This window comes from Peptostreptococcus russellii (assembly GCF_003012055.1).
In the GTDB taxonomy this organism is placed as follows: Bacteria; Bacillota; Clostridia; order Peptostreptococcales; family Peptostreptococcaceae; genus Peptostreptococcus; species Peptostreptococcus russellii.
Window position 1 is genome coordinate 108,525 of record NZ_JYGE01000006.1, and the last position, 19,868, is coordinate 128,392.

At 30.5% G+C, this 19,868-nt stretch carries 19 protein-coding genes; 16 read left to right on the plus strand and 3 right to left on the minus strand.

The window, feature by feature from the left end; genetic code table 11:
* The first annotated feature begins 26 nt into the window (after window positions 1-26).
* The 3 genes from brnQ (at window position 27) to UF10_RS07300 (ending at window position 3,818) form a co-directional block, all read left to right on the plus strand.
* Window positions 27-1,370 (plus strand): branched-chain amino acid transport system II carrier protein, encoded by a 1,344-nt coding sequence (gene brnQ / locus UF10_RS07290; RefSeq protein WP_106777140.1) that lies wholly within the window; start codon window positions 27-29, stop codon window positions 1,368-1,370.
* Between the two features lie 305 nt (window positions 1,371-1,675).
* Window positions 1,676-2,872 (plus strand): aminotransferase-like domain-containing protein, encoded by a 1,197-nt coding sequence (locus UF10_RS07295; RefSeq protein WP_106777141.1) that lies wholly within the window; start codon window positions 1,676-1,678, stop codon window positions 2,870-2,872.
* Window positions 2,873-3,038: 166 nt separating this feature from the next.
* Window positions 3,039-3,818 carry a hypothetical protein gene (locus tag UF10_RS07300; RefSeq protein ID WP_106777142.1) on the plus strand — a complete coding sequence of 260 codons (780 nt, stop codon included), beginning with the start codon at window positions 3,039-3,041 and terminating at the stop codon, window positions 3,816-3,818.
* A 62-nt stretch (window positions 3,819-3,880) separates the two neighbouring features.
* On the opposite strand, the gene UF10_RS07305 is transcribed toward UF10_RS07300, so the two are convergent.
* Together UF10_RS07305 and UF10_RS07310 are read right to left on the minus strand one after the other, a co-directional pair.
* Window positions 3,881-5,023, minus strand: a complete 1,143-nt coding sequence (locus UF10_RS07305) for an aminotransferase class V-fold PLP-dependent enzyme (protein WP_106777143.1) — start codon at window positions 5,021-5,023, stop codon at window positions 3,881-3,883.
* 158 nt (window positions 5,024-5,181) lie between these two features.
* Window positions 5,182-5,814 carry a GerMN domain-containing protein gene (locus tag UF10_RS07310; protein WP_106777144.1) on the minus strand — a complete coding sequence of 211 codons (633 nt, stop codon included), beginning with the start codon at window positions 5,812-5,814 and terminating at the stop codon, window positions 5,182-5,184.
* A gap of 682 nt (window positions 5,815-6,496) precedes the next feature.
* Between UF10_RS07310 and yedF the strand changes: the two genes are divergently transcribed.
* From yedF to dnaB, 13 genes are all read left to right on the plus strand, one after another.
* A complete protein-coding gene (gene yedF / locus UF10_RS07315) occupies window positions 6,497-7,111 on the plus strand; it encodes a sulfurtransferase-like selenium metabolism protein YedF (RefSeq protein ID WP_106777145.1) in 615 nt (204 codons plus the stop codon).
* 185 nt (window positions 7,112-7,296) lie between these two features.
* Window positions 7,297-7,563 (plus strand): DUF3343 domain-containing protein, encoded by a 267-nt coding sequence (locus UF10_RS07320; protein ID WP_106777146.1) that lies wholly within the window; start codon window positions 7,297-7,299, stop codon window positions 7,561-7,563.
* Window positions 7,564-7,574: 11 nt separating this feature from the next.
* The gene (locus UF10_RS07325; protein WP_106777147.1) at window positions 7,575-7,754 is read left to right on the plus strand and encodes a DUF951 domain-containing protein; all 180 of its coding nucleotides are present in this window, start codon (window positions 7,575-7,577) and stop codon (window positions 7,752-7,754) included.
* Between the two features lie 144 nt (window positions 7,755-7,898).
* Window positions 7,899-9,095, plus strand: a complete 1,197-nt coding sequence (locus UF10_RS07330) for an aminotransferase-like domain-containing protein (RefSeq protein WP_106777148.1) — start codon at window positions 7,899-7,901, stop codon at window positions 9,093-9,095.
* Between the two features lie 162 nt (window positions 9,096-9,257).
* Window positions 9,258-10,157, plus strand: coding sequence for a radical SAM protein (locus UF10_RS07335; protein ID WP_106777149.1), 900 nt, complete (start codon window positions 9,258-9,260; stop codon window positions 10,155-10,157).
* 299 nt (window positions 10,158-10,456) lie between these two features.
* Window positions 10,457-10,747, plus strand: a complete 291-nt coding sequence (rpsF, locus tag UF10_RS07340) for a 30S ribosomal protein S6 (RefSeq protein ID WP_106777150.1) — start codon at window positions 10,457-10,459, stop codon at window positions 10,745-10,747.
* A gap of 14 nt (window positions 10,748-10,761) precedes the next feature.
* Entirely contained in the window at window positions 10,762-11,211 is a 450-nt protein-coding gene (locus UF10_RS07345; protein WP_106777151.1) for a single-stranded DNA-binding protein, read from the plus strand.
* Window positions 11,212-11,231: 20 nt separating this feature from the next.
* Entirely contained in the window at window positions 11,232-11,459 is a 228-nt protein-coding gene (gene rpsR / locus UF10_RS07350; RefSeq protein ID WP_106777152.1) for a 30S ribosomal protein S18, read from the plus strand.
* A gap of 749 nt (window positions 11,460-12,208) precedes the next feature.
* The gene (locus UF10_RS07355; RefSeq protein WP_170062465.1) at window positions 12,209-13,246 is read left to right on the plus strand and encodes a DUF2232 domain-containing protein; all 1,038 of its coding nucleotides are present in this window, start codon (window positions 12,209-12,211) and stop codon (window positions 13,244-13,246) included.
* Between the two features lie 120 nt (window positions 13,247-13,366).
* Window positions 13,367-15,253 carry a DHH family phosphoesterase gene (locus UF10_RS07360; protein ID WP_242969075.1) on the plus strand — a complete coding sequence of 629 codons (1,887 nt, stop codon included), beginning with the start codon at window positions 13,367-13,369 and terminating at the stop codon, window positions 15,251-15,253.
* 1 nt (window position 15,254) lies between these two features.
* Entirely contained in the window at window positions 15,255-15,701 is a 447-nt protein-coding gene (rplI, locus tag UF10_RS07365; RefSeq protein ID WP_106777154.1) for a 50S ribosomal protein L9, read from the plus strand.
* A 154-nt stretch (window positions 15,702-15,855) separates the two neighbouring features.
* Window positions 15,856-16,530, plus strand: coding sequence for a hypothetical protein (locus UF10_RS07370; protein ID WP_106777155.1), 675 nt, complete (start codon window positions 15,856-15,858; stop codon window positions 16,528-16,530).
* 454 nt (window positions 16,531-16,984) lie between these two features.
* Window positions 16,985-18,316 carry a replicative DNA helicase gene (dnaB, locus tag UF10_RS07375; protein WP_106777156.1) on the plus strand — a complete coding sequence of 444 codons (1,332 nt, stop codon included), beginning with the start codon at window positions 16,985-16,987 and terminating at the stop codon, window positions 18,314-18,316.
* Window positions 18,317-18,822: 506 nt separating this feature from the next.
* Here the strand turns inward: dnaB and UF10_RS07380 are convergent.
* Window positions 18,823-19,809 (minus strand): ATP-binding protein, encoded by a 987-nt coding sequence (locus tag UF10_RS07380; RefSeq protein ID WP_106777157.1) that lies wholly within the window; start codon window positions 19,807-19,809, stop codon window positions 18,823-18,825.
* Window positions 19,810-19,868: the final 59 nt, after the last annotated feature.

A 19,868-nucleotide genomic window follows, 5' to 3' on the forward strand; every position in this document is an offset into this window, starting at 1 on the left:
AATATTTGTATAAGGAGAATAAAGAAGTGGATCACAAAACAATTAGAGTAAAAGATGTGTTCGTAGTGGGTTTTGCGTTATTTGCAATGTTTTTCGGCGCAGGTAATCTAATATTTCCACCGTATTTAGGAGTGGTTTCCGGAAGTAAATGGTGGATAGCATTCTTAGGTTTCCTATTTGCTGATGCAGGTTTATCTTTATTAGTAATTATATCTCTAACTAAGTTTAATGGTGAAATGGATGCGCTATTTAATAGGGTTGGAAAAGGTTTTGCAGCGGTTATGGGATCTGTAATAGTAATTTGTATTGGTCCATTGATAGCAGTGCCAAGAACAGCGGCAACTACATATGAAGTTGGTATTTTACCAACAATAGGGCCAGGATTTAATAGAATTATTTTCTCAATAATATTTTTTGCAATTGTATTAGCCTTGACTATAAAGCCATCAAAGGTTGTTGATATAGTAGGTCAGTTCTTAACACCAGTATTATTAATATCTTTAGCGATTCTAATAATTAAGGGAGCAGTTTCTCCTCTTGGTCAGATGAGTGATAAGGTTCTTATTGAAGGTGGATTATTTTCAAGAGGTATAAAAGAGGGTTATCAAACACTCGATTCCTTGGGGGCATTTGTATTTGCAAGTATAATAATTGCTTCTCTTGTTGATAAAGGTTATAAAGAAGAAAAAATAAAAATAAAAGCAACAATAATGGCGGGAGTAGTAGCAGCAGTAGGTATGTTATTAGTTTATGGTGGTCTTGCTTATTTAGGAGCTACTGTTTCATCAAATTATGGTGCAGATATAGACTCAACAGCTCTTTTAGTTGCAATTACATATAGATTAATGGGAAATACAGGTAAAATTCTCCTTGCAATAATGATTGCATTAGCATGTTTGACAACTGCTATAGGAGTAACATCATCTTGTGGATTATTCTTTAGTAGATTAAGTAAAAATAAAATTAGTTATGAAAAAGTAGTTTTAACAGTATGTATATTGAGTGCAATAGTCTCAAACTTTGGGGTTACTCAGATATTAAGCTTTGCTCTTCCAATATTATTGGTAGTATATCCAGGAGCCTTAACATTGGTTGTACTAGGATTATTTAATGAAAAAATTAAAGATGACATAGTATTTAGAATAGCTGCAGCTACAAGCTTAATTTTCAGCTTTATAGTAGTTGTAAGTGGTCTTCTTGGAAATGAAACTATACCTAATTTAGTAGCAAAACTACCACTAGCAAATCTAGGATTTGAATGGGTTGTACCTGTTGTAATTTCAATTGTAATAGGGTTTATGTTATCAAAGAAGGATAGTAAGAGCTCAAGTGATATTGAAGAGCCAGTGAAAGCTGTAGAAATAGATTAGCGAGTATCTGTTAGATAGAATATCTTATAAGTTTGAGTTTTCGTATATAAATATATACACAGTAAATACTTTTAGATATAGATGATTTTCTATACAAACAAAAAACAGAAAATTAAGAAAATAAAATCCTGGATACAAGTGGAAAAAGAAGAGATTAGAAGAAGGATCTGAAGATATCGAAATATCTTAGAGAGTGTGATTTTTATAAGAAAGAAAATTATGATATAAAAATATAATTTTAAAACAGGTAAGATTTAAAAGTTTATCTGTATAAAAAAATATTAGTATAATGGAGGTAGTTTTTAATGGCTATAAAATTTGCAGAAAGAACTAATAATATGGAAGGTTCAGCAATACGTGAACTTTTAAAATTAACTCAGAAACCAGAAGTAATATCATTTGCGGGTGGTATGCCAGCTCCTGAATTATTCCCAGTAGATGCTATGATAGATGTATCTAAGAAGGTACTTGAAGAAAACGGTAGAGTGGCTATGCAGTATACTACTACTGAAGGTTATGCTCCACTAAGAGAGCACCTTGCTAAGAGAATGAATGATAATTTACAGACAAATGTAGTAGCTGATGATCTATTAATAACTAATGGTTCTCAGCAGTGCCTAGATTTTATAGGTAAGGCATTTTTAGATAAGGATGATATTGTTCTTTGCGAAAGCCCATCTTATCTAGGTGCTATAAATGCTTTCAATGCATATCAGCCAAAGTTCATAGACGTTCCAACTGATGAAAATGGAATGATCATGGAAGAATTAGAAAAGATTCTTGAAGAAAATGACAGAGTAAAGTTTATATATGTTATTCCAGATTTCCAGAATCCTAGTGGTAGAACTTGGCCTTTAGAAAGAAGAAAGAAATTCATGGAAATAATAAATAAATATGAAATTCCAGTAGCAGAAGATAACCCATACGGAGAATTAAGATATGAAGGTGAATACCTACCATCTCTTAAGTCAATGGATACAAAGGGATTAGTAATGTTCCTAGGAACATTATCTAAGGTGTTATCTCCAGGTTACAGAATTGGTTGGGTAGCAGCGGCTCCAGAAATACTTGCTAAGTTCAATGTCATCAAGCAGGCAGCTGACTTACAGGCTTCTACTATATCTCAGATGGAAATGGCTAAGTTCTTTGATGATTATGATGTAGACGCTCATATAGCTAAATTAAGAGAAGTATACGGACATAGAAGAACTGTTATGCTAGATGCTATGAAGAAGTACTTCCCAGAAGGAGTAACTTATACTTATCCAAACGGTGGATTGTTTACTTGGGTAATACTTCCAGAAGGTATAGATGCAACTGTATTACAGAAGGAAAAAGCTCTTCCAAATAATGTTGCATTTGTTCCAGGAGAACCATTCTTCCCTAATGGTGGACATGTAAATACATTTAGAATGAACTATTCTAATATGCCAGATGATAAGATAGAAGAAGGTATAAGACTACTAGGCTTATCAATTAAGGAAGCAATAGACGAATTATAAGATATATATTATAGGACATATTAATATATAAAGATATACAGTGATTAGTGTGAACGAAAATTTTTAGATGCCCCTTAGAGGTGATCCCTGAAAGAGATTTTGGGGGTCCCTTTTTATTTCAAGGAGAGCTGAGCTTTAATATCAATTGTAAAGAGAGGTAGTATTTATGTTAGGAAATTATAGAGAAAAAGCAGAAATATTTGAGGTGCCTTCCAACTTTCGCTTGTTTAATTCTTTTGAGGTATACAATAAGTCACAAGAGTTGAGAGATAAAATAGAGAGGAATCTAAAAAGAAGAGATATATCAACTTCAGATATATCAAAACACAAGCTGCTAAATATAAAAAATATAAAGATATATAAGGATAAGATAGAGTTTATATTGAATATAAGTGATTATTCACATTATATATACACGCAAAAAAATTGTTTGAGCAAAAATATTTGTAGGTCCATTAGTTCAATTGCCCTGCTAGAAACAAGTGACAATTATTTTATTTTAGCTAAAATGACAAAAGACAGTCCTTATAAAGACTTATATCAGTGTATACCATCACTTATAGAAAAAAATGATTGTAAGAATAAAATTAAAGGAGAACTAGACCCTAAAAGGGCCATCATTCGCAAAGTGAAGAAAGAATTAAATTTAGATATAAGTGATAAATATGAATCTATGGAGTGTAGCAAACTTATAGTGGGAGAAAATATATCATCAATAGGATTTTTTTATCATATAAATATCGATTATAGCAAAGAAGAGATGGAGGATTTATTTGAAGGAGCTAGCAACTTTGAAGTTGAAAAGCTAGTATTTATAAAAAACAATAAAAAAGATATTATTAGTTTTATAGGAAAAGAAAATATAAAAAAAACAGATTATCTAAAGGAGTTATTTTGTAGAAAAAGCAGTGATAATAATTTTATAGATTATCTTAGACATAGATAGTAATACTTGCTATTTTTAGCAATAAAAAAAGACCACATATGTGGTCTTTTATATTTATATGATTATTCTTCAGAAGCTATAATTTTTAGAGCTTTAATTGCTTCATCAATTTCTTCTTTTTTAGTAAAGTATCCCAAACTAAATCTCACAGCGCCTTGCTTTATTGTGCCTATGCTTTCGTGGGCAAGTGGAGCACAGTGAATTCCTGATCTAGTTGCAATATCGAATTCTCTATCTAGCCTAAATGTTACTTCTCCAGAATCTAAATCTCTAATATTTAAAGCAATTACTGCAGCTCTTTCTTTTGCAGATTTAGGTCCGTAGAGAGTGATACCATCTATCTTCAATATTTTATCTATCATATATTGAGCAAGTTCTTCTTCATGATTTCTGATATTTTCAATTCCAGTCTCTAATAAAAATTCTACACCAGCTCCAAGTCCTGCTATTCCTGGAGTATTGTGAGTTCCAGATTCATATTTATCTGGATAAAGATCTGGCTGTACAATCTCTGCAGATCTACTTCCTGTTCCACCTTGTCTTTGGCTATCAAGCTTAATACTGCCATTTACATATAAGATACCAGTACCCTGAGGTCCTAGAAGACCTTTGTGACCAGGCATTGCAAGCATATCTATATTCATAGATTCTACATCTATTTCATAGATACCAGCAGACTGAGAAGCATCAACTAGATAACAAATATTATGTTTTTTTGCTATTTTCCCTATGGAATCTATATCTATTAAAGTTCCGACAACATTAGATGCATGTATTATAGCGATCATTTTAGTATTGTCTTTTATTGCAGACTCAATATCTTTTGGATCAACTCTACCTTCAGAATCGGCCTTTACAAATGTATGCTCAACTCCAATTTTTTCTAATTCCATTATAGGTCTTAAAACAGAGTTATGCTCCATAGTTGTAGTAATTACATGGTCTCCAGAATGTAAAAATCCCTTTATAGCAAGATTAAGTGAGTCAGTAGCATTAAAAGTATAGACTACATCCATTGGATTTTTGATATTAAAGAGTTTTGCTACTAAATCCCTAGTATCTTCTACTATTCTTGCAGATTCCATTGCCATCTTGTGACCAGATCTTCCAGGATTGGCACAGTGATTTCTCATGCAATCATCTATAGCCTTGTATACAGATTCTGGCTTTGGAAAAGTAGTAGCTGCATTATCTAAATAAATCATTTGACTTACCCCCATTGTTTTATTTTAGCTATAAATTATATTTTAAGCAAATAGCAATATCCATCAACTTAGACTTTTAAAAGTAAAAGCAGATAGATATTGCTCTCTTTGTAATAAAATTTATATTTTTAAAGTAATAAAATTTATATTTTTAAATATTATTTATATTTAAGCATTTCACCTTCATTTAAAGCTATATGTCCACCTGAGTATGGTTTGCCTTCAACAGTTAGTAAAACCTGATCAACATTGAAGGATTTTATCAAGCTATTTGCAAATCCTTGAAGTTGAGACATTTCTTCGCTTGAACCTTGATTAAAGTCAACAAAGTTCTGATTCATATCAACAACTAGAGTTTTTATGCCATCTTTATCTTCAACTTGAGCCTTATTAACCTTTGTACCTTCTTGAAGGACATTTGAGTCAACAAGTTCATTGACAATACTTTCAACACTTATATCTTTTTGTTTCTTATTGTGAGATACCATTTCATCCTTATCTATGTCGTATGTATAGTAAATGATCTCTTCTTTTCCTTCTCCAGCCTTTTTATCTGAAATTATATTATTCTTATTTTCTTTATCTGACTCAGGAGTATCACTTTCTTTTTCTTTTACTTTTTCTTTAGACTCACTTTCATCAGTTTTCTTTTCCTTTTCAGCCTTTTGCTCAGTCTGAGTCTTATTGTTAGATTCGCTAGAAGTTTTACTTGTACAAGCAGACATTGTAAATGTTGAGAATACAAGTAATCCAGTTGCTAGAAGCATTTTCACTTTTTTGTTAATTTTCATAAATTTTACCTCCTTTATAGTGTAAAATAATTCAAATACTATAGAGTAGGATAAAATTTTTTATCCTACTCTATAGTATATTATAACATACTACAATATATAGTTGTAAAGATTACTCTACTTAATATTGAGATAGGAATATCAAGAAATTTAATAATAAGACAATTAATAAATGCCAATATATGTCAAAAGTTTATTCAATAAAGTAATAAAGTGGCTAAAAAGTTGATATTTAAAAAATAGAAATTAAAAAGACTTACAATAAAGATCATTGATTTTTATTGTAAATGTATGAAAAAGTAAGGGTAAATAGTATATAATATAAGAATATAAATATAATATAATATAAAAAATTTTATATTATAAATATTATAGAATAATATTATGTTTATTTTGCAAAATATTAGGTATATGTAAAATTTATATATCATATAGTATGCCCAAATAGTAAACTGAATGTTTAGAAAATAAACTGTATTTTATTAAATAAAATATTAAAGAAACTTAAAATATAAAGTAAACATCTAAAAACAATATAAAAAAGATAAAAAAAGCTTCTTTGATTAGGGTAAAAATATAAATGTGAAAGAAAAAAATCGAAATATTAATATGTAAATAAATGTCATAATATGTTATTATATAGCTATAAGCATATTTCACATTTTGAGATGGAGGAATAAGTATGAGTATAAAAAAAATTGATGCAAAGGGACTTGCTTGTCCTATGCCAGTAATAAAGACAAAGAAGGCTTTAGAAGAAATATCTGAAGGTGTGGTTGAGGTTACAGTAGATGATAATGCACCTAAAGAAAATATATTAAAGTTTGCTAAATCTGTAAACTGTGAAGCAGAATTGATTAAGGATGAAGCAGACGAAAAAATAATAAGAATAGTTAAGGGTGAAGGAACGGCAATTGATGCAAAAGCGGAAGATTTCAGCTGTGATATAGCAAGTACAGGAAATGAAGTAGTTGCAATAATGAGCAATAGATTGGGAAGCGGAAATGATGAACTAGGCGAAGTTTTGATTAAGAGCTTCTTATTTGCACTCAATGAAGCAACTCCTCTACCAAAATCAGTACTATTTTTAAATGGCGGAGTAGAACTTACAACTATTAATGAAGCAACAGTAGAAAATATAAAGAGGCTAGAAGACGCAGGTGTTGAAATACTATCTTGTGGAACTTGTCTTGACTATTATGGACTTAAGGAAGAGTTGAAGGTAGGTTCTCTAACAAATATGTATACAATTGTTGAGACTATGAAGTCTGCATCAAAAGTAATAACTATAGGATAGGGCAATTATATAGATTATAAAAATATATGTAAATTGTGGTCATTATAAAAAGTGGATTTTCTTTAGGCAAAGGATATCACGGCTTATTTTGATCAAATTATGAATTATTGGAATAAAGTTGTATTCTAACTTATAAATTTTATAAAGACTAAGTATTTATAATTCGAAAGGAGAAATATCGTTTAATGAACGATTTTTATGTAATATCATTTAACTCAACACATCATGCTATAAGAACAGAAAAGCTTCTTTTGGCAGATGATTTAAAGATCTTAACACTTCCTACACCTAGGGAAATAGCGGCAAGTTGTGGTCTTTCAATAAAGTTTGAGAAGGATGATTTAGAAAAAATTAATTTAATAATGAAGGAAAATTCTTTGGAAAGAAGAGGGATTTTTCATATAATAAAGAATCAAGATGGAGAAAGAGAAGCCATAAAGATTCAGGACTAAAGGAGGTACGTATGCCACTAGCTATTAAGGTGGGGGATGTTGTTGAATTAAAAAAACAGCATGCTTGTGGATGTAAGGAATTTACAATTACAAGAACGGGCGCCGATGTAAAGTTCAAGTGTAATAACTGCGGAAGAATCATTATGTTAGACAGAGAAACAGCAGAAAAAAGAATAAAGAAAATTTTGTAATGAATTTAAAGTATGCAATTGTATAAGATTGAGTAATTCACAATAGAGATGCAAGTTTTTATGAGAAATATTTAATTGAATGGAGTTGTAACTTTGAATTTATATAAATATTATTTTGTTTTTAATTAATGGAGGTGCGTTTTAATGGCAATAAGATTTGCAGAAAGAACTAACAACATGGAAGGTTCAGCAATACGTGAACTACTAAAGTTAACTCAAAGGCCAGAAGTAATATCATTCGCAGGAGGTATGCCAGCTCCTGAATTATTCCCAGTAGATGCTATGATAGATGTATCTAGACAGGTACTTGAAGAAAACGGTAGAGTGGCTATGCAGTATACTACTACTGAAGGATATGCTCCTCTAAGAGAGCACCTTGCTAAGAGAATGAATGATAAGTTGAATACAAATGTAGTAGCTGATGATCTACTAATCACTAATGGTTCTCAGCAGTGCCTAGACTTTATAGGAAAGATATTTTTAGATAAGGATGATATCGTGCTTTGTGAAAGCCCATCTTACCTAGGAGCTATAAATGCTTTCAATGCATATCAGCCAAAGTTCATAGACGTTCCAACTGATGAAAATGGAATGATCATGGAAGAATTAGAAAAGATTCTTGAAGAAAATGACAGAGTAAAGTTTATATATGTTATTCCAGATTTCCAAAATCCTAGTGGTAGAACTTGGCCTTTAGAAAGAAGAAAGAAATTTATGGAAATAGTGAACAAATATGAAATTCCAGTAGCAGAAGATAACCCATACGGAGAATTAAGATATGAAGGTGAATACCTACCATCTCTTAAGTCAATGGATACAAAGGGGTTAGTAATGTTCTTAGGAACATTATCTAAGGTGTTATCTCCAGGTTATAGAATTGGTTGGGTAGCAGCGGCTCCAGAAATACTTGCTAAGTTCAATGTAATCAAGCAGGCAGCTGACTTACAGGCTTCTACTATATCTCAGATGGAAATGGCTAAATTCTTTGATGTCTATGATGTAGATGCCCATGTAGAAAAACTAAGAGAAGTATATGGACATAGAAGAACTGTTATGCTAGATGCTATGAAGGAACATTTCCCAGAAGGAGTAACTTACACTTATCCAAATGGTGGATTATTTACTTGGGTAATACTTCCAGAAGGTATAGATGCATCTGTATTACAGAAGGAAAAAGCCCTTCCTCATAACGTTGCATTTGTTCCAGGAGAACCATTCTTCCCTAATGGTGGACATGCAAACACATTTAGAATGAACTATTCTAATATGCCAGATGATAAGATTAAGGAAGGTATAAGACTATTAGGTCTTGCTATAAAGGAAGCTATAGACGAACTATAAGCTTAAAGTTTATTAAAATATAAAAATTTGGGCGCCCCCAGTTAGAAAATTTCAGGGGTCGCCTTTTTTCAGTAGAGATGGCTAGTAGCAATAAATGAAGATTTAGACCAAATAAAAGTTTGGCTGAGAAATATTTTATAAATAATTTAAAGAGGTGATAAGATGAAGTATGACGAGCAAATTTATAGACCACCAAAGGAGTATAATTCACTTTTACTTCAGGTAACAAATGGATGTACACACAATAGTTGTAAGTTCTGTGGAATGTATAGATATACAGAATTTGGAATGGAAAGCTTGAAGCAAATTGAATCTGATGTAATAGAGGCAAGCCAACATCCTTACTATAAAAATTCAAAAAGAGTATTTTTATTAAATGGAAATCCATTTGTTTTAGATGCGGATAGACTTGTAAAAATCTCTGAAATAATACATAAGCATATACCAAGTGTAGAGGTCATAGCGACATATGCTTCTATTAAGGATATAGAAAGAAAGTCTGATGAAGACCTTAGAAGAATCAAAGAAGCTGGTATAAGTGATCTATATATAGGTGTAGAGAGTGGAAATCAAAAGGCTCTTGAGTTTATCAATAAGGGAAACACTGTAGATGAGGCTGTAAGAGAGATGAAAAGGCTAGATAAGTATGGCTATTACTATTATGCGATGGTCCTTACAGGTCTTATGGGAGAGGGAGTAGACAAAGCAATTGAAAATGGTATGCTTACAGGAAAGATGTTAAGCAAGGTTAATTGCAGGGCAATATTTCCAATGTCAGTGACTTTAGTTCCAGGAACAGAGTTGTGGATGATGGCTCAAAGTGGAGAATATAAGGAAGCTACAGAATATGATAGACTAGTGGAACTAAAGACTATGATCGAAAACTTAAATCCTGAAAGTACAGCTATGATATCTTCAGCACATAACTCAAATACTATGTTTGTAAAGGGAATACTTCCAAATGAAAAGAAGAGACTTTTATCTGAAATTGATGAGATATTTAAGGAGTCCTCAGCAGAAGAGATGCAAAGCTGGATTGATAGAAAACGCATAAGATTATAAATAAAAGAAGTGATTTATATTTTAAGTGTATTTTTTTGAAAATACGTCTATATTGTTATAAACGAAGAATAACTCAATCAATCTATGTGAAGAAAGTTTTAAAAAAAAGAGGCAAAAGGCAAAAATTATAATAAAATGAATGAAATAGCAACTAGCAGGTCTATTAGTATATTAAATCGTATAATTCTATTGACTTTGACCTCCTAATCGAGTATACTATTTGGGTATGAGAATTGTAAAATTCTTGTCTCTGCTCCGAAAGGTCTCGGAGCCGTATAGTCCAAAGGGAGGTGAAATGAATGAAAAATTACGAATTACTTTACATCGTAAAGCCAACTCTTGATGAAGATGCAAGAGGAGAGCTACTTAACACAATCAAGGAAATAATAACTTCTGCTAACGGTGAAGTTGCTGAAGTTGAAAACTGGGGAAGCAGAAAGCTTGCATATCCTATCCAGAAGTTCAGAGATGGTGTTTATACATTAGTTAACTTTAAGGCTGATGTCGAATTTCCAAAGGAATTAGACAGAAGACTTAAGATAGCTGAAAATGTAATAAGACATGTCATAGTTGCACAAGACGAAAAATAATAGGTGGTGTTAATATGAATAATGTCGTGTTGGTCGGAAGATTAACTAAGAACCCAGAATTGAGATATATTCCAGGTTCAGGAACTCCAGTAGCTACTTTTACTTTAGCTATTGATAGGGATTACAAAAATAGAGATGGTTCTACTACAACAGATTTCATACCAGTTGAAATTATGGGTAAGCCAGCGGAATTTTGTGCGAACTACATAACAAAGGGAAGATTAGTTGGGGTTCAGGGATCTATTAGAGTAGATAGATATGAGACTCCTAATGGAGAAAAAAGAACATTCACAAAGGTATCGGGTCGTAATATACAAGCATTAGAAAGCAGAAGTTCTGCATCAGGATCAGCTCCTGATACAAATAATAACAACGAAGGCTTTGAAGCTCCAAAGTTTGAGCCAAGCGGTGTTGTTAGCCCTTCTGAGTTTTCTGCAGTTGACGACGATGACGTACCATTTTAGACAAGAGAGAGGTGAAATTCGTGATAAACAAGAAGAGACGTAAGAAGAAAAGAGTTTGTCAGTTCTGTGCTGATAAAAACACTAATATAGATTACAAGAATTATCAAAAGTTGGAAAAGCATATTACTGAAAGAGGTAAGATACTTCCAAGAAGAGTAACAGGTACTTGTGCAAAGCATCAGAGAGAGCTTACAAAAGCTATCAAGCTTGCTAGAAACGTAGCACTATTACCATACACAGTAGAATAATAGATTCTGTATTGTAAACATATCGAAGTCGTTGCTGATGCAACGACTTTTTTATGTTTACAATAATAAATATAAAAACTATATAAAGATCTATATAAAATTCGACATATTTAAAAAGAATATCAAATAAATTCAAAAATAAGTCTGTAAATAGAAAACTCAAATCTCAAAGATAGCTATCAAAGAGTATAGGTATAGTAAGTCTATAAATAAAAGTTTAAAAATGAATAAAATATTTAAAAATTTTATTCTGTATTATTATAATTGTAAGAAAGCAATGTTGTTTTTTTATATTTAATAAAAAATTTACAATTGATATTTATTTAGGAGGTTATTTACATTATGAAAAGAAAATAAACTTTAAGAAGAACGGTTACTATCGGTTTAGGTGGACCATTATCTATATCGGATTCAGTAATGAATACAATAGAAGAGCTATTAGAAATAAAGTAGTAACTATAAAAATAAGATAATTTAAATAAGACGATAAAGAGTGTATTCATAGAAATGTTAATTTTACTGAAAAGTGCGTGCTATTTACACAGCAAATGATATAATGGTATAATATAAGGAAGGCTGATTTAAAGAAATTATAATTATTTAAAAGTGAATTAATAGTAATAAAAAGCAAAGAAAAATTAAGTGTTAATTCTTAAGAAAAAGTTATAAATACTTATTCTTTGTGTCATATAATATACTGTAAATTTTTTATAGTATATTATATGAGAAAAGTTGGAGGTGGTAAGCGGTTGAAAAAAATAGAAAAAAAAATAGAAGTGATCAACGTTATAATGTTGGCTATATTAATTGCTTGTACCTTAATTGGAAATGCAGGTCCGTTTTTTTCTATATTATTACTCTTGTCTATAATACCAGTAGTAATAATAGGTGTGAATTCGAACTGGATTTTTAGGGTATCCGCAATTGTACTTGCGGTTGCTATTACATTTATAGTTCATGGAAGTGAGGCTACTTTAGCCACAGTTTTCATATATATATTACCAGCATTTTTATCTGCAATAATATATACTAATGAAGGTTTTAGGGATTCTAAAAATAGAAAAATAAAGCTTTCTTTTAGACAAAATAACAATGTATATAGCTATGCATCTTTAAGAGTGTTCATGATAGCAATAATAATATTTGCCTTGGGTATAATAGGATACTATGCATCCATGAAAATATTTATGAATGTAGATATTATTAAAAGTATGCAAAGTGAAATAAAAGATATTGTATCAAATTATAATCAATTAATAAAATCAAGTGATCTAAAAGCTGTTGAAGGTTCAGGTGTCTTGGATCTTGTTCAGAATACTGGAACAATAATAATGATTTCAGTTTTTACAAGAGCTGTTATTTCAGCGGTAATATCTTACTTCTTTGCTATTCCAATACTTAACAAGTATTGTGAAAAGAAGATATTTAATATAAAATTTGATTGTATTATATTACCCGGTAATCCAGTAGGTGTTCTTTTTATTTCAATAATAGTGCTCTTTATTATAGGGTTGATTTCTCCAGATATTGATACGAAAATCATTATAAACAGCTTTATATTTATAATGAATATATTGTTCTTCTTAGAGGGTACATCCTTAATAGTATTTATTATTAGAAGATGGAAGGGCATAAGAAAGAATATAAATTGGATGTTGATGATATTCCTTATAGTATTTATGGGAATATTACCAGGAATTTCTGTACTAGGGATGTTGGACAATTTATGGAATTATAGATTGAGATGGGATCCGAGTTTAAAGAATTTTGGAGGAAAAAATGAGTAGTAAAAATCATAAACACTATGTATTTGACTATCTAGCAGAAATATGTTTTTCAGTGATTTTAATATTGAGCTTATACTCTTTTTCAAAAACTATATAATAGGTGTAATAGGAATACTAATATTGATAGCATTAATAATTTTTTACTTTAATAAAAAGAAAAAAGATGAAGAGTGCATACAAGATAGGATAAAGAAGCTTAGCTTTGATATCAATAAAGTAATAAAAAGAACCATGTTATCTAATCCTATTCCTCTATGTATAATAGAGTTAGATGGTAAGATATTTTGGTCAAACAAAAAGTTTGATGAAATGATAGGAGAAGATACAGAGGAAAAGATAATAGGTAAAAATATAGAAGACCTAGTAGGTGACATTACTTTAAGAAAAGTTTTGGATGAAAAAAGAGTAATAGAAGATAAGTTTGAATATAAGGATAAAAAATATAGGCTTAATTATTGTTTTACAAAATCAGATGATGAAACAGATGGTAGTGCAGATTACAAAGCAATAATATATTGGATAGATGAAACTGACTGTGAAAATCTTAAAGAAAAATATGAAAGCAGTAGGGAAGTAGTAATGATTATAGAAGTAGATGGCTATGAAGACGTATTAAAGAGTACGCCAGAAGAAAATAGACCAATGATTACTATGGATATAGAGAAGCTTCTTTCAAATTTAGAGATGGAAACAGAAGGCTTACTAAGGAAAATGGCTAATGATAAATATATTTTATTTATGAGAAAACACGCTTTAGAAATGCTAGAAAAAACCAAGTTTAGTATATTGGATAAAGCAAGAGAAATAGACTATGGAAACTCTCTACCAGTCAGTTTAAGCATAGGAGCAGGCTATGATGGAGATACTATCGAAGAAACTGGTGAGTTTGCTTCTGGGGCAATTGACATGGCTCTGGGTAGAGGTGGAGATCAGGTTGCAATCAAGAATAAAGATAGTTTCAATTTCTATGGTGGAAAGTCTAAGGGATTTGAAAGAAAGACAAAAGTTAAGTCAAGACTTATAGGTCTTGCTTTAAAAGAACTTATAAATCAGAGTGATAAGATTATTATAATGGGACATAGATATCCTGATATGGATGCTATGGGAGCAGCGGTCGGAGTATTTGATATATGTAAGGCTTATGGTAAGATTGCTAACATAGTCCTTGAAGAGGCTAATGAAGCTGTTGAAATATTTGTCAGTAGAATCAAAGAAGATAAGTATTATAATGGAATGTTTATATCACATGAAAAGGCAATTGATATGTGTGATAAGGACACCTTAATAATAGTGGTAGATACTCATAGGCCAAGCTATACAGAGTGCCCAGAGCTACTAGAAATATCTAAGAGATTAGTGGTAATTGATCACCACAGAAGAGGTGTAGAATATATAAGTGATACAGTTTTACTTTTCCATGAAATATATGTTTCTTCAACATGTGAGATGGTAACAGAACTTATTCAGTATACAGATTACGATATTAAAATTCATAAATTGACTGCGGAAGGTCTTTTAGGAGGAATTTATTTAGATACAAAGAACTTTGAATTTAAAACTGGTGTAAGAACTTTTGAGGCAGCATCATATTTACGAAATATAGGAGCTGACACCTTGGCTGTAAAGAGATTTTTCAACTCTTATGCTGAAGATTTTTTAGTCAAGGCAGAAATTATTCAAAGGACAGAAATAATAAATGAAAGAATATGTCTTGCATATTCAAAAAAAGAGATAGATAATATAAATATAGTGATAGCTAAGGCTGCTGATGAGCTGTTGAATATAAAAAATATAGAAGCGTCCTTTGTACTTGGAATGAAGGGTGATACTGTATTTGTAAGTGCCAGATCTTTAGGAAATATAAATGTACACGTACTTATGGAAAAGATAGGTGGCGGAGGTCATATAGATATAGCTGGTACACAGATAAGAGACGTCAGCTTGACTCAGGCATATGATATGGTTAAGCAAGTCATAGAAGATTACTTGGAAGATGAGGAGGACTAATATGAAAGTTATATTATTAAAAGATGTAAAAGGTACAGGTAAAAAGGGAGAACTAAAGGAAGTAAGTGATGGATACGCTAGAAATTTCCTTATAAAAAAGAAGTTTGCTGTAGAAGCAAATAATACAAATGTTAAAGAACTAGATGAAAAGCAAAAGTCAAAAGAAAGAAAAGCACAGATAGAGTATGAAGAAGCTGTATTACTAGGAAAGCAAATGGAAGATGTTAATATAGTTATAGAAGCTAAGGCTGGAGAAGGTGGAAGATTATTCGGTTCAATAACTTCAAAAGAAATAGCAGAACAACTTAAAAAACAAAAAAATATAGATGTAGATAAAAGAAAGATAACTCTTGATGAGCCAATTAGATCTTTAGGATCAAGATTTGTAGAAATAAAAATTCACTCTAAGGTAACAACTAAGATAAGAGTAGACATAAGAGAAAAATAATAAGAAATGACAGTCCCTTGAGACTGTCTTTTTTATTATTTAATTAATTGCTTTGCTTGTGGACAAAGTAGTAAATAAGTAGTAGAATGATATTGAAAGCAAAATATTTAGAAAAATTATAAAATTATAAAATTTTAGGACGAGGAGAATTGTAATGAAGAAATATTTGGTTTTGATTTTACTAATTTTTAGTGTATTTACAACTGGATGTTCTGGTTTTAGTGTTTTTGGCAAAGAAATAATACCACAAAGTGCAGTTTACTGTGATAACTGCGGATTTAAATCAGATAAAAAAACAAAGACATGTGAAACTTGTAAGGAAAAACCAATATGGCTCTCAAAGAAACCTAAAATTACTAGGCAAATTGGTAAAAGACTTGAAGATGAAAAAGCTGCAGAATTTAAAAAACAAAAAGAAAAAGATGAAAAAGAAGCACTTCAAAATAATAAGCAAGAAAGAGTAGTAGTAAAAACTAAAGTCGTTAAGAAAAAAGAAAAGAAAAAAGAGAAATATGATACTTGTGGAATTTGTGGAAGAGAAGACAAAATAAGTAATCTAACGCATGTCCATGGTGTTGGTGTATACGTGCATTCAAAGTGTGGTGATAATGCAGCTACATGTGCTAACTGTAGTAATACATTATTTACACGAGAGGAGAATAGAACTGGTTATTGTGATGTATGTTACTATTCACAAAACAATAACTCTAACAATAATTCCAATAAGGATAATGATTACAATTCAGATGATAGCTACAATGATTCTTATGATGATGGTAATTATGATTACTCTGATTATGATCAGTATCAAGATGATAAGCAATATTAAAATAGATAGCACTAATATAATTGACTATTATAATGTTTCAGTTGAAAAGTTATAATATACACTCCAAGGCACAGAGAAGGCTAGTAACCTTCTCTGTTTTTTTGATAGAGAGAGGGTATTCTTATTTAAAAATAAATTTAAAAAGTAGTTTTTATAAGCGACAATAAATCTTATTTATACAGTGGCAATTAATCATAGATATATGATATAATTACATCTTGCAGAAGTCTTTTATCTGCAAAGATTAGAATTAGTATTATATTTAGCTTGATTACACCTAGCTAATAAGTGAAGGCAGAAATAAGTTTGAAGGCTTATAATAAATACAGTACAAGAGATTTATAGAGCAAGTTAATTTATAAAAATATAAAGTAGAGCTAGATTTTTAGTAGAGATAAAAATTTTAAGATATATATAGAGTTTTAAGATATATAGATATCAGGAGGTGAGATAATTGGCTGATATAAATAGAATACCGCCAAGTAGTATAGAGTCAGAACAGTGTGTAATAGGGTCAATTTTAATAGAGGGAGAAACGATAATTCCTGTAATTGAAATACTAGATAGTCAAGATTTTTATAGTGACTCACATAGGGTTATATTTGATAGTATGAAGGAGCTTAGTGAAGAAAGGGTTCCTATAGATATAGTTACAGTTTCTGAAAAACTGAGAAGTAAGGGTTATCTTGAAGATATTGGAGGAGTTAATTATCTTTCGAGTACTACTACTGTAGTACCGACAACTTCTAATGTAAAAACTTATGCAGAAATTGTAAAGCAAAAGTCAGTTCTTAGAAGTTTGATAAGGGTATCAAATGATATTATAAGCCTTGGATATAGTGAAGATGAAGATATAGATGAAGTTTTGAATCAGGCTGAAAAGAAGATATTTGATATATCACAAGATAGAGTTACATCAGATTTCAATCCAATTGGAAAAGTTTTGACAGATGTTTATTCTATGATAGAAGATGTATATAGCAGTGGATCAGAACTTACTGGATTAGATACAGGCTTTTCAGATTTGAATAAAAAGCTTGGTGGATTACAAAAGAGTGACTTGGTTTTGGTGGCTGCAAGACCTGGTATGGGAAAAACGGCATTTGCCTTAAACTTAGTATCAAATGTAGCTATAAAATCAAAGGCTAGTGTAGCAGTTTTTAGTTTGGAAATGTCAAAAGAGCAGTTGGTACAGAGATTGATTTCATCTCAGTCAAATGTTGCCTTGAGTAATATTGCAAAGGGAAAAATAGCAGATGACGAATGGAAGAAAATAATGGATGCAATGAAGGTATTATCTTCAGCAGATATTTATATAGACGATACTCCAGGTATCAAGGTATCTGAAATAAGATCGAAGTGTAGAAAATTAAAGATGGAAAAAGGCCTTGATATGGTAATGATAGATTATCTTCAGCTTATGGAAGGTGATGGAAAAAATGAAAGTAGACAGCAGGAAGTTTCTAAGATGTCTAGATCATTGAAAATTTTAGCAAAGGAAATGAATTGCCCTGTAGTGGCACTATCTCAGCTTTCTAGAAATACTGAAACTGGTAAAGACCATATGCCAAAACTATCGGATTTGAGAGATTCTGGAGCTATTGAGCAGGATGCGGATATTGTAATGTTTATTTATAGAGATGAATACTATAATGGAATAGAAACAGAAAAAAAGAATATTGCAGATATAAAGATAGCAAAAAATAGGCACGGGGAAACTTGTGATATTGAGCTTGTTTGGATTGGTGAGATTCAAAAGTTTAAGGATAGAGCGAGAGAGATATAAAAAATAAATAAAAACAACTTTAAAGGTTCCTAAATTAATATTAGATTTGGGGACTTTTTTTATTTTTGATATTTATAATATATTATAAAGTAAATACTAATCTATTAGCTTTAATTAATAAGAAATATGACCTTCTTAAAAATAAAAAAAGAAAAGCTTATGATTAGATTCTAAAATATATTTTAAAAGTATATAAATTAAATTTGATAAAAAATAAATTTAAACTTATGAAAAATCAGAATTTTCTCAAGCGATTGCTTGTTGATAGATAAAAATGTCTTTTTTAGTAAATAATTATATTTTTCAAAAAAATCTGAGTTATACACAGAAAATATGTTCTTTTCAACAGATTTCTGTGGATAACTCTCTATTTTTATGTTGATATGTTGCTATCTTGCGTTTTTATTTTGCACATAATCCACAATGTTATTAACATTTTCTGTGGATAATATGTATATAATTTAGGTATAATCTGTGTATAAATTATTCTTAAATTCATATATATGTTATTTAAACCTCAAATCACTTCCATAAAACTGATACATTTGGAAGTTACCCACAATTCGAGAAACTATTCTATCAGTGTAAGAATTTCTTATTTCTGACAAACTAAGGTTAGTTGATATAATAATTTTCTTCCTAGAATTAAGTCTGGAGTTTATTATATTAAATAATTCTGATGCGGTAAAGGAATTTACCATCTCAGTACCTAGGTCATCAATAATTAAAAGATCACAAGTAAATAAATTATTGTAGTTTTCCTCATCTAAGTAGGAAAAACTATCAGTTTTAAACTTATATCTCTCAATAACCTCCATAAGATTAAAGGCAGTTTGGTAGATGACAGTATAACCCTTATCTAAAAGATCCTTTGCTATACAACTACACAGAAATGTTTTTCCAAGTCCAGTGTCACCACTAAAAAGAAGATTATCTTTTTTAGAACCCTCCTTTTTATCGAAATTAAAAATATAGTTTTGAGTATCCATAAAGATATTTTTCATATTTTCACGAGGGCTTAGAGATCTTCCCTCTGCGATATCATCTGAAAAAAGATCTAAATTAAAATTTTCAAAGTTATCTAGGCTAAGAATCTCCTCTAAGTTTGACATTGCATAAGAGTCATTTAGCATTCTTTGCTTTAGGCAATTGCATCTCTTACCATTTTCAAGAAAGGCAGTATCCTTACATTTTTCACAGTCATATTTTAGTTCAAGGTAGTCTATGGGTATATTATTTTCCACAAACATTTCATTTTTTCTTTTTATTAGTTCATTTTGCTGCTTGCTAAGATTAGACAACTCTTCCTCAGATGCTCCAGATATTACTAATCTTGTCATTTTTAAACCTATACTTTGAATTTCTTCGCTTATAGATTTAATAGCAGGGTATTTCTCGAATATCTCCTTGCTTCTTTCTTCCAAAAGATCTTGATGCTTATCTCTTTTATATTGATATTCAAGCATTATTTTTCTCATTTTTTCCTTATTCAAATCTTATCTCCTTTCTTAAGCACATAATATAGAAATAATCTAGACGAAAGAACTTTATT

What these genes read in the sequence shown, in the direction of transcription:
- UF10_RS07295 (WP_106777141.1), top strand. Translation starts at nt 1,676, where the DNA reads ATGGCTATAAAATTTGCAGAAAGAACTAATAATATGGAAGGTTCAGCA.
- UF10_RS07300 (WP_106777142.1), top strand. Translation starts at nt 3,039, where the DNA reads ATGTTAGGAAATTATAGAGAAAAAGCAGAAATATTTGAGGTGCCTTCC.
- UF10_RS07305 (WP_106777143.1), bottom strand. Translation starts at nt 5,023, where the DNA reads ATGATTTATTTAGATAATGCAGCTACTACTTTTCCAAAGCCAGAATCT.
- UF10_RS07310 (WP_106777144.1), bottom strand. Translation starts at nt 5,814, where the DNA reads ATGAAAATTAACAAAAAAGTGAAAATGCTTCTAGCAACTGGATTACTT.
- yedF (WP_106777145.1), top strand. Translation starts at nt 6,497, where the DNA reads ATGAGTATAAAAAAAATTGATGCAAAGGGACTTGCTTGTCCTATGCCA.
- UF10_RS07320 (WP_106777146.1), top strand. Translation starts at nt 7,297, where the DNA reads ATGAACGATTTTTATGTAATATCATTTAACTCAACACATCATGCTATA.
- UF10_RS07325 (WP_106777147.1), top strand. Translation starts at nt 7,575, where the DNA reads ATGCCACTAGCTATTAAGGTGGGGGATGTTGTTGAATTAAAAAAACAG.
- UF10_RS07330 (WP_106777148.1), top strand. Translation starts at nt 7,899, where the DNA reads ATGGCAATAAGATTTGCAGAAAGAACTAACAACATGGAAGGTTCAGCA.
- UF10_RS07335 (WP_106777149.1), top strand. Translation starts at nt 9,258, where the DNA reads ATGAAGTATGACGAGCAAATTTATAGACCACCAAAGGAGTATAATTCA.
- rpsF (WP_106777150.1), top strand. Translation starts at nt 10,457, where the DNA reads ATGAAAAATTACGAATTACTTTACATCGTAAAGCCAACTCTTGATGAA.
- UF10_RS07345 (WP_106777151.1), top strand. Translation starts at nt 10,762, where the DNA reads ATGAATAATGTCGTGTTGGTCGGAAGATTAACTAAGAACCCAGAATTG.
- rplI (WP_106777154.1), top strand. Translation starts at nt 15,255, where the DNA reads ATGAAAGTTATATTATTAAAAGATGTAAAAGGTACAGGTAAAAAGGGA.
- UF10_RS07370 (WP_106777155.1), top strand. Translation starts at nt 15,856, where the DNA reads ATGAAGAAATATTTGGTTTTGATTTTACTAATTTTTAGTGTATTTACA.